The sequence below is a fragment of the Mesorhizobium sp. WSM4815 genome, assembly GCF_055811575.1.
Map to the genome: position 1 here is coordinate 155,145 of NZ_JBVVQS010000088.1, position 9,527 is coordinate 164,671.

Genomic DNA, 9,527 nt, shown 5'->3' on the forward strand with positions numbered 1-9,527 from the left:
CGCGATGACCGCGCTCAGTGCCAAGATCCAGGACGTTTTCGACGAGCCTGCCTGCGACAAGAACCGTGGAAAGGACGCCAAGGCGCGCAAGGAGGGCTGCACAAGGCCGCTGACGCCAGGAGCGGCAGCGGGCGGTTGCGCGTTTGACGGGGCCAAGATCGTCCTGCAGCCGATCACTGACGTTGCGCACCTGGTCCATGCGCCGCTCGCCTGCGAGGGCAATTCCTGGGACAACCGAGGTGCTGCTTCGTCTGGGCCAACCTTGTGGCGCACAAGCTTCACGACCGACCTTACCGAACTCGATGTGGTGATGGGGCAGGGCGAGCGGAAGCTCTTCAAGGCGATCCGCGAAATCAAGGAAGCGTATGCGCCGCCGGCAGTCTTTGTCTATTCGACCTGCGTGACGGCGCTCATCGGCGATGATATCGAGGCAGTCTGTAAACGCGCCGCCGAAAAATTCGGCTTGGCCGTGGTTCCGATCAATGCGCCGGGATTGGCCGGCTCCAAGAACCTCGGCAACAAGCTCGCCGCCGAGGCGCTGCTCGACCATGTCATCGGCACGGTGGAACCCGACGACGCCGGGCCGTACGACATCAACATCCTTGGTGAATTCAACCTTTCCGGCGAATTCTGGCTGATAAAGCCGCTCCTTGATCGGCTCGGGATCCGGGTACGCGCCTGCATTCCGGGCGACGCGCGCTATCTCGACGTTGCTTCCGCGCACCGCGCCCGGGCGGCTATGGTGGTGTGCTCGACGGCCCTCATCAATCTAGCCCGCAAGATGGACAAGCGCTGGGACATCCCTTTCTTCGAGGGCTCCTTCTACGGGATCTCGGACACCTCGGAAGCCCTCCGCAAAATTGCTGAGCTGCTGGTGAGGAAGGGCGCCGATCGGGAGATCCTCGACCGCACAGAGACGCTGATCGCTGAGCAGGAGGCGGTTGCATGGAAGAAGCTCAAGGCCTACCGGCGGCGGCTCAAAGGCAAGCGCGTGCTGCTCAACACGGGTGGCGTGAAGTCCTGGTCGGTCCTCCATGCGCTGATGGAGATCGGCTTGGAGATCGTCGGCACCTCGGTCAAGAAATCCACGGTCGAAGACAAGGAGCGCATCAAACAGATCCTAAAGGACGACAACCACGTGTTCGAGCAGATGGCAGCGCGCGACCTTTACGCCATGCTCTCAGAAGGCAAGGCCGATATCATGCTGTCGGGCGGGCGCACGCAATTCGTCGCGCTTAAGGCCAAGACGCCCTGGCTCGACATCAACCAGGAGCGCCAATACCCTTACGCCGGTTACGACGGCATGGTGGAACTCGTACGCCAGATCGACCTCGCCATTCACAACCCGATGTGGTGCCAGGTGCGCGAGCGGGCCCCGTGGGAGTGCCAGCCCGATGTGAAGGACGAATTGCCGAGCACCAAGAATGACACGGCGACCATGCGCGCTGTCCAGGAATTCGCCGGCACAACGCGGACTATTTCGGCTGGTGTTGAGGAAATCCGATGACCCGCATTTTTTCCCAGACCAAATCAGCTTCGGTCAACCCACTGAAATCGTCACAGCCGCTGGGTGCCGCCCTGGCCTTTCTCGGGGTTGAGGGCGCAATGCCGCTGCTCCACGGCAGCCAAGGCTGCACCAGCTTCGCGCTCGTGCTCTTAGTGCGGCATTTCAAGGAAACGATCTCCCTACAGACCACCGCGATGGATGAAGTGGCGACCATCCTCGGCGGGGCGGACAATCTGGAAGAGGCGATCCTCAATCTCAACAATCGCACGAAGCCAAAGCTGATCGGCGTCTGCACGACGGCCCTGGTGGAAACCCGTGGCGAGGATTCCGCAGGCGACATCGCGGACATCAGGCTGAAACGGGCGGAAGAACTCGCGGGTACGGAGATCGTGCTGGCCAACACGCCGGATTTCCGCGGCGCCCTCGAAGAGGGCTGGGCCAAGGCTGTCACCGCGATGATCGAAGGCATTACGCGGCCTGGCGAGCGGGCGCGCCAGTCAAAGAAGATCGCAATCCTGCCCGGCTGGAACCTCACCGTGGCTGATATCGAGCATTTGCGCGAGATGGTTGAAAGCTTTGGGCTGCAGCCGGTGATTTTGCCGGACCTCTCAGGCTCGCTTGACGGTACTGTACCAGACCACTGGGTTCCGACCACCTATGGCGGTACGAGCGTCGAGCACATCCGTGAGTTCGGCGCGGCCGAGCACTGCATCGCCATCGGCGAGCATATGCGCCGGCCGGCCGAGGTGCTGCACAAGGTGAGCGGCGTCCCTTACGTGCTGTTCGAGTCGCTGACCGGATTGAAGCGCGCCGATCAGTTCGTTTCCCTGCTGTCCACGATTTCTGGCGAGCCTGTGCCGGCAGGCGTGTGCCGTCGGCGGGCGCAATTGCAGGATGCGTTGCTCGATGGACATTTCCATTTCGGAGGCAAGAAAATTGCGATCGCTGCTGAACCAGACCAACTCTACCAATACGCAACCTTCTTCGTGGACATGGGCTCCGAAATCGCGGCGGCGGTCACGACGACCGATATGTCGAAAATTCTGGAAAAGGTACCGGCGGAGTCGATTCAGATCGGCGATCTCGGCGATTTGGAAACGCTTGCCGGCGGCGCTGATCTTCTGGTCACCCATTCACATGGACGCCAGGCGTCGCAGCGCCTTGGCATTCCGCTCATGCGAGTCGGCTTCCCCGTCTTCGACCGGCTCGGCAGCCAGCACAAGCTCTCAATCCTCTATCAAGGGACCCGTGATCTGGTTTTCGAGGTTGCCAACATGTTCCAAGCCGACCGGCATGCGCCGACGCCTGAGGAACTTGATCCATTCCGCAAGCGGGAAACGCCAGGTGGGCCCCGTTCGTCGCCTCTCACTCGTCACTGACGAGGTTCAAGGTCCGATGCGTGAACGACAAGCAGGCGCTTTGCGCGTGGCAATCGCAACCCAGGACATGAAGGAGCTCAATGCACATTTCGGGTCCGCCAAGCGCTTTGTCATCTACGATGTGACGCGCGAGGAATGGAACCTCGTGGAAGCCGTTGTCTTCGACGACGTCTCCGACGAAAAGGGGAAACATCGGACCGAGGGGTATGACCGCATCGCACCCAAGGTGGAAGCGCTGAAGGGCTGCCACCTCCTGTTTTGTCTGGCGATCGGCGGACCTTCGGCAGCCAAGCTTGTTTCGGCAAAGATCCATCCGATCAAGGTGCGGCAGCCTCAGAGTATCCAAGAGGTGCTGTTGCGTACGCAGATGATGCTCAGGACGTGTCCTCCCCCTTGGCTCCGCAAAGTGCTGGCTGAGGCAGGTGTCGCGGAGAAGAAACCGTCCTTCGAGGACGAGTGACTGAAATGAGGAGAAGGCGAAATGTCTGGCCCTGCGGTTAGCCCTGCTGTCGCTGAGGACGAGGTGGCGCTTGCCAGCCCGTTCCTCAAATGCCTCGTGCGGCTAGTCCGTGCTCAGGATTCCTACGGGGCGTGGGAAGGCAAAGCGGACGCCGAGCTGCTGGCCGCGTTCATCATCACTAAGGAACAGCGCCGTGCAATTCCGATCATCGGCGATCCCGATCCGGACGTGCTGTGGAGGCTTGATATGTTTTACACCGCCGTTGGGCTTGCGATCGAGGAGCGCTGCGGCCTGATGGCATCGCCGATGATGGAGCTGAGCCATGAAGGATTTGGGCGCGTGCTTTTCACGGCCGGGCGGTTGGTCGCTCTGTCGAAGACGCTGCGCGACGTCCACCGGTTCGGCTTCGAGACGTTCCGGAAGCTCGCTCAGGCTGGCACGAAACTGGTCGGCGACGCAATCGCCACCATCGAGACCTATCCCGAGGTGGCGCGTGCGTGATGAAGCAGGTTTCGAGCACAGGGGCCATGACAATCTTGAGCAGCCGCGATGGCCAGCCGTCGCAGCCGACGCCGTCCAGTCGGATGAAGCTCTTCGAGTAGCACCGATGAAGCCACTCGTCCTGATCTGTTCGCAAGATGCCGAGTTCTATCTGTTCCTAAGCCACATACTGGAGGCGGACGGCTTTACCAGTGCGTTGGCAGGCGGCATGAATGAAGCACTTGCAGCCGTCGCCGAACGGGAGTTCCACGCAGTGGTGCTGGACTGCGGGCCAGCTTACGCAACAGGGGCCGCAGTCTGCGCTCGGCTCAAACGGGAGCCGCGAACCAGCGGCGTGCCTATCATTGCGCTATTCGCGCCCGGCGCCGAGAACCAGCACCTAGATCTCTTGACGGCAGACATTGACGAGTTCTTTGTGCGGCCGTTCGCGCCGGCCAAGCTGCTCGACTCTCTGCGGGCGAAGCTGGGGCACAACGGGGTCGAGAACGGCGGCTGGCTCAGCTGTGGCGACCTCGAGATGAAGGTCGACGCCCATAGGGTTCGTGGCAATGGCCACGATATCCATCTCGGGCCCATCCAGTTCAACCTGCTACGGCTGCTGATTCAAACTCCCGGCAGAGTCTTCACCAGGGACGAACTGAAACGTGCAGCCTGGCCGGATAATATCCATGTCGGTGAACGCACCATCGATGTCCACATGAGCCGGATCAGAAAGGCCCTGCAGGCGACCTCGCCCAGCAGCGTCATCCGCACCGTCAGGTCGGCCGGCTACTCGCTCGAGAAGCCGGACGACTAAATCAAATGCGGGTGTAGTGCCACTCCCTTCCCTCGCGCGGTGAGCCGGTCTTGCGGCCTGAAACGCCCCTAAACGAATACTCAGGAGAAGCAGGCAAATGGCTTTTAAAAGCGTACTCTGTGCGACCGGCGCTGACAATTCCGATCAGGACGTCAGAATTGCCGCCGGCTTGTGTGCCGAAGTCGGCGCGCACCTTTCCGTACTGGTTATACCGCCTCCGATGCTGCTTATGTCGTATCCGTCGATCGGAGATGGTGTCCCCGAATGGCCTGGAGGACGTGGACAGGCAATTGCCAGATTGAATGATCGGTTTCGACAAATCGATCGATTTACACAGGACGTGGCCAGAATGGAAAGACGCTCCAAAGATATCCAGAGACTGCTGAGAGCTATGTCGCTCGCCTATGACGTTGACACCGACTATTGCGATCCGGCAAGCCTGGGCGAAGTGGCACGACAGCGGGCGCTCTGCGCCGACCTCACGATCATCGGACCGTGTCTCCTCAATGACGAGAATCTCGGACCTCCTGTTGTCAACGGCTGCTTGTTCGATACGGGAAGGCCGGTGCTCGTTGTGCCGAAGGGCACTGAGGCGACCTTGTGGCCACGGCGCGTCCTGGTCGGTTGGGATTCGCGAGTCGAGGCGTCCCGTGCGGTTCGGGAAGCGCTGGGTGTCTTATGCGCTGCTGAGGAAGTTCGTGTTGCCCTGGTCGATCCGAAGGCGAACTATAACGGGAACGGCGCGAAGCCTGGAGCCGACATCGCTGCCTATCTCACTCGGCACGGTGCTCGGGTGTCGGTTGACCTGTTGCCAAGTGCCGGCAAACCGGCGGCCACGGTGCTTGCGCAGCACGCAATCGACACGTCCGCCGACATGATAGTCATGGGCGCTTATGGCAACCGTCGGCTGCGTGAGCGGCTCTTTGGCGGCGTGACGAGATGGATCTTTGAGAAGCCGACATTGCCGCTGTTTTTGGCTCGATGACGGCTGCGGAGCCGCACCGATGCTGTTCGAAGCTCAACGGTGATGCCTGCATTCATACCGTAGATGCGCTCCATCGAAACAATCATTGAACATGAAAAGCATTGCTCGGGAGGAGACGCCCGCCGGAAATCTCTCCAGTCATGCGCAAGGCGGAAAGTGGAACGGAGTCCTCCCAGTTCTGATGCCTAGGGTACACCACTCAACTTAACCGCTCGCGTTCCTGGCGCATCCTGCAGCACCACGAGCTGACGATTGTGCTCGCGACCGCGGGACGCATGCGGTCCGCAGCTTTGTCGAGGCTGCCTTCAGGCGTGTTGGGAGGGAGATCGTCTGGAAGGGGAAGGCATTGACGAGGTAGGCCGCTAACGCAGGAGTAACAGGCCCTGATCCGGATACAAGCGGCTATTTCGGTCCGGCCGAGGTGGACCTGCCGATTGGCGGGGGCTGCTAAGGCGGCCACCAAACACGGTTGGAAGCCAAAGACGACTTTTGATCAGCTCCTCTAATGGTCGAGACCGATTGTCACGCTTCGGAATCACGCTCGTTTAAAGGGAAAGATAATGATCTCGCAGGAGGGCAAAACCTTCTGGTCTCCGGCCACGGCCGGCATGGTTGCGGTGCGCAGTGGTGCGCCGCTGTCCGGCGCGCCCGAGGCAAAGGCCCTACGTGGCTTGCCGTTGTAAAACCAGCTCGCCGGATAGCCGGACACTACGCTGGCGTTGTCAACGGAGTTCGGGCCAAAACCGTCTCTGTAGAACCCCACCCTATGAAAAATGAAGGTATCTCGTTCGATATCGACGAGCACGATGATGTGCGGCTTCCACCCGAACCTCGGGTCGAAGCCGCTCATCCGATCCTGGAGCCGTGAGTGAACGCCCGCGGTCAGATAGTGCTTGCTGCTTCCAGCGTAGAGAACATCTGCGCCGGATCCGCAGAGCTTGTCATTGTCCCTCCCAAAAATGCGCGGTTCGTCGCGGCCATTGTCACCGGAGAGTTCGTCCCATGCCTTCTCGCCGCAGGATCCGTGATCGCTTTCCCGGGTCGAAGATTGGCTGTCGCCTTCGCAATCGGCGATCCGGTCGATGCCACTGGAACCCAAGCTAACATCGCGCTCGTTGCCGAAGGTTTCGGAAGCTGGTTGACCGCTAAAAAACCGTTTCAGCTGTAGGAGGAATTTTTTGATCTCAATTCTCCCAGATGCAGCCCACCACGCGACGAAGCGGCTCCGTATATCGCTCGTCGAGTCATCGCTCCAATCGATTGCCATTATGCTCTGATCTGCACGATGAATGTTCTCGCCTGCACTTCGCCTTTCCGCCGAGCAGTACGCATGGCACTGCTGGCGGCCCCACTGGGTGGCCAATCATCTGAACATTCGAGATGCCAAACCGCCGACCGTGTGGTGGTCACGTATCTCGGCCACATCGTCGAACAGATATTGTCGCCGCCCTACCACCCTTATACGATGCACTTTTGTCGGCGATCCCGATTGCCGACACCTGTGTCGTCAAGAAACACATTGTGCTCGAAGCGACATTTCCTCGGCGATGGATCCGCCGAGCGGCTGCCCCTTCCAGACGCGCTGTCCGCGCAAGCATCTGGTTCCCAGAGGAATTTGTGAGCGCGAGGTTCCGCCCATCCGAAAGCTGCCCGGTAGCCATAATATCAAGTGCCACCTACCGGACGACGCGGTCTTCGCAGTGATGGAGCCGGTCATCAAACTCAAGCCTTAGCCCGAAGAGGAGGCGGGGGTGAGAGAGGCGGCATCGGGATAGGATCAATTCGCGGTCGTGTGTGCGCCCAGCTGCTGTGCGGCCGTGTCGACGTCTCTAAAGCCTCCATCGCTGTTAGGTCGCCCCGGGTCCCGACTTAGGCGCGGCGCGCCCTGCCGGTGCCCCTCCCCGGCAGGGCCCCTACTTTCAACCAAACCAATGACCGAGACGAATTTCCCGAAGCCCCCACGGGATCTGCTTGGGTAGAGATCGCCGAAGACAATGGCGTCGGCAACGCACGCCGACGTCAGGAACAAAGGATTTGAGCGGGAACGGCAAAAAATTCAGACATCCGTTCGATCACTTTTCTCCAATGGTGCTGATCCGGGACATCCCGTCCCGTTGCACATCGTCGGCAATCCCTCCGAGCATTGGGGACAGGCTAACCCTTGGCACAGGAAATGCTCATTTTCGCATTTGGGTCCATTCAGTAAATCGCGAATCAGACCGCCGCCGCATTCGCAGAAAACTGGGTAGGAAGAAAAGGACGATATGACTCTTGAAAAGTGGACACGCTTGTCGTTGGCGGAGGCCAAGCGGGAGTGGCTATGAGCGAGCACCTGAGCAAGTGCGGGGGTGCCTCACCTAATCTTTGAACGCGGCCGGATTGCCGAACGCTGGCGCTCGCAGCGGTGGGACTCCCTCGTTGCCAATGGCCCGGCCTGGTATGACCGGTTCCCGGGCATGGAGTTTCCGGGGACCGGTCCCGATGACTTTGCCTCCAAAGGAGGAGGTCGCCGACTATTTTGTCGCTTATGCAAAGCAAATCAATGCGCGATGCTGCGGCGTGGAGGTCAAGCTCGGGGAAAGAAATGTCGGGCGGCCCGGATTCCGCGTCGAGACGTCGGACGGCGTGATCGAAGCCAACAGCATCATCGCCGCGACCGGACCTTTCCAGATTCCCATCACGATCGCCCGCCGCGGGCCTATCGCGGGCGCGACTTCTAATTGTGGCTGGGCGTCCTCGGCAAGTGGGACGCCGAGACCCCGGGACCCGGCACCGAACACGTCACGGTCGCGGTGAGCGGCGCGCGCGGCGGCGAGACGATCGACTTCGGTCGTCTGGCCGCGCAGGGGCTTACGCTCCTCGGCATGGCAAGCAAGTACCAGGACGGCGTGATGAGCTTCGCGCCCGATCTGGCGAAAAACATTGCCCGCGGCGACGCAAGCTTGATGTCGCTGCTGGATGGATCGACCAGGATCCGAATGCGGGACCAATCCGGTCCGCGGGCTCGACCTGGCCGAGGCCGGGATAGCGGCGATCGTCTGGGCGACAGGCTTTGCTGTCGACTACAGCTGGCTGAAGGTCGACGCCTTCGACGAGAAGGGCCGGCCAAGGCACCACCGTGGCGTCTCGAGCCAGCCCGGCTCAATTCCTGGGTTTACCTTGGCAGTCGCAAAGAGGGTCCAGCTTCTTCTGGGGCGTCTGGCATGATGCCAAACACGTGGCCGACCGTATTCCGACACAGTGAAAATATCTGGCCTACCATGCTGCCGCGGAGGGCCAGCCCGTGGATGCCTGACCTGACCCTGCCCGGCCTGCGGTGTGGAAGGGTCACTGCCGCGAGCATCCATCTGCCCGCATCCGTAGGTTATCCGACAATGTCGGGTTCCGGACGAGCTGGAATTCGAGAACTCATTGCTTGGGCAGGCTTCTTTTCCGGCACGCTTCATGCATGGGAGTTTTCGAACGCATTTGTGAGACGTCATCCCATGGAAGCCCCTCGAAGAACGAGCCGCGCCCGTTTGAAAAAGCCAAATCCTTTGGTGGAGGTAGCCGCTAGAAGCCGCCGTAACATCCGGAAAAGCTGCGCGACAGCATCACACGCGTCCTTCTCGCCCTTGGCGTGGGTTTGGCGCCCGCTGTCGATGTTGCCGACCTTGAGCCCAACGAGGACAGGCTTTTGCCTTCCTCGCAGTCGCGACCGCGGACGGCAAGGCCATTGTCCCGGTGAGCGACGAGGGCGCCGGCATTTCGCCCAGCAACCGGGCGCGCATCTTTGAGCCATTCTTCACCACGCGCCGCGATTGCGGCGGCACCGGCATGGGTCTCGGCATCGTTCTGGCCCTGCTGAAAGCGCATGATGGCACGATCCGCCTGGTTGACTCCGAGCGCGGCACGCGCTT

General features: G+C 60.8%; 7 protein-coding genes and 3 pseudogenes. 9 read left to right on the plus strand and 1 reads right to left on the minus strand.

Going from position 1 to position 9,527, the window contains the following annotated elements:
* The first annotated feature begins 4 nt into the window (after positions 1 to 4).
* From nifE to AC0L2B_RS11655, 6 genes are all read left to right on the plus strand, one after another.
* Positions 5 to 1,507, plus strand: a complete 1,503-nt coding sequence (gene nifE / locus AC0L2B_RS11630; RefSeq protein ID WP_473480579.1) for a nitrogenase iron-molybdenum cofactor biosynthesis protein NifE — start codon at positions 5 to 7, stop codon at positions 1,505 to 1,507.
* Entirely contained in the window at positions 1,504 to 2,886 is a 1,383-nt protein-coding gene (gene nifN, locus AC0L2B_RS11635) for a nitrogenase iron-molybdenum cofactor biosynthesis protein NifN (RefSeq protein WP_473745451.1), read from the plus strand. Before nifE ends, nifN begins: the two co-directional genes overlap by 4 nt.
* Entirely contained in the window at positions 2,852 to 3,346 is a 495-nt protein-coding gene (gene nifX, locus AC0L2B_RS11640; protein WP_473745466.1) for a nitrogen fixation protein NifX, read from the plus strand. The genes nifN and nifX overlap by 35 nt, the downstream gene beginning before the upstream one ends.
* A 21-nt stretch (positions 3,347 to 3,367) precedes the next feature.
* Positions 3,368 to 3,847, plus strand: a complete 480-nt coding sequence (locus tag AC0L2B_RS11645) for a NifX-associated nitrogen fixation protein (protein WP_473745452.1) — start codon at positions 3,368 to 3,370, stop codon at positions 3,845 to 3,847.
* A gap of 106 nt (positions 3,848 to 3,953) precedes the next feature.
* Positions 3,954 to 4,643 carry a response regulator transcription factor gene (locus AC0L2B_RS11650; protein WP_473745453.1) on the plus strand — a complete coding sequence of 230 codons (690 nt, stop codon included), beginning with the start codon at positions 3,954 to 3,956 and terminating at the stop codon, positions 4,641 to 4,643.
* Between the two features lie 97 nt (positions 4,644 to 4,740).
* Complete coding sequence (locus AC0L2B_RS11655) at positions 4,741 to 5,628, plus strand: universal stress protein (RefSeq protein ID WP_473745455.1); 888 nt, start codon at positions 4,741 to 4,743, stop codon at positions 5,626 to 5,628.
* A gap of 535 nt (positions 5,629 to 6,163) precedes the next feature.
* Here AC0L2B_RS11655 and AC0L2B_RS11660 read toward each other — a convergent pair.
* A complete protein-coding gene (locus tag AC0L2B_RS11660) occupies positions 6,164 to 6,895 on the minus strand; it encodes a hypothetical protein (protein WP_473745456.1) in 732 nt (243 codons plus the stop codon).
* A gap of 123 nt (positions 6,896 to 7,018) precedes the next feature.
* On the opposite strand from AC0L2B_RS11660, the pseudogene AC0L2B_RS11665 reads away from it, so the two are divergent.
* From AC0L2B_RS11665 to AC0L2B_RS11675, 3 pseudogenes are all read left to right on the plus strand, one after another.
* Positions 7,019 to 7,361: pseudogene (locus AC0L2B_RS11665) on the plus strand (oligopeptide/dipeptide ABC transporter ATP-binding protein); the annotation flags it as partial.
* Between the two features lie 587 nt (positions 7,362 to 7,948).
* Positions 7,949 to 8,872, plus strand: a pseudogene (locus AC0L2B_RS11670) (NAD(P)/FAD-dependent oxidoreductase).
* Between the two features lie 449 nt (positions 8,873 to 9,321).
* A pseudogene (locus tag AC0L2B_RS11675) lies at positions 9,322 to 9,527 on the plus strand (ATP-binding protein); the annotation flags it as partial.

What these genes read in the sequence shown, in the direction of transcription:
- AC0L2B_RS11660 (WP_473745456.1), bottom strand. Translation starts at nt 6,895, where the DNA reads ATGGCAATCGATTGGAGCGATGACTCGACGAGCGATATACGGAGCCGC.
- nifE (WP_473480579.1), top strand. Translation starts at nt 5, where the DNA reads ATGACCGCGCTCAGTGCCAAGATCCAGGACGTTTTCGACGAGCCTGCC.
- AC0L2B_RS11655 (WP_473745455.1), top strand. Translation starts at nt 4,741, where the DNA reads ATGGCTTTTAAAAGCGTACTCTGTGCGACCGGCGCTGACAATTCCGAT.
- nifN (WP_473745451.1), top strand. Translation starts at nt 1,504, where the DNA reads ATGACCCGCATTTTTTCCCAGACCAAATCAGCTTCGGTCAACCCACTG.
- AC0L2B_RS11645 (WP_473745452.1), top strand. Translation starts at nt 3,368, where the DNA reads ATGTCTGGCCCTGCGGTTAGCCCTGCTGTCGCTGAGGACGAGGTGGCG.
- AC0L2B_RS11650 (WP_473745453.1), top strand. Translation starts at nt 3,954, where the DNA reads ATGAAGCCACTCGTCCTGATCTGTTCGCAAGATGCCGAGTTCTATCTG.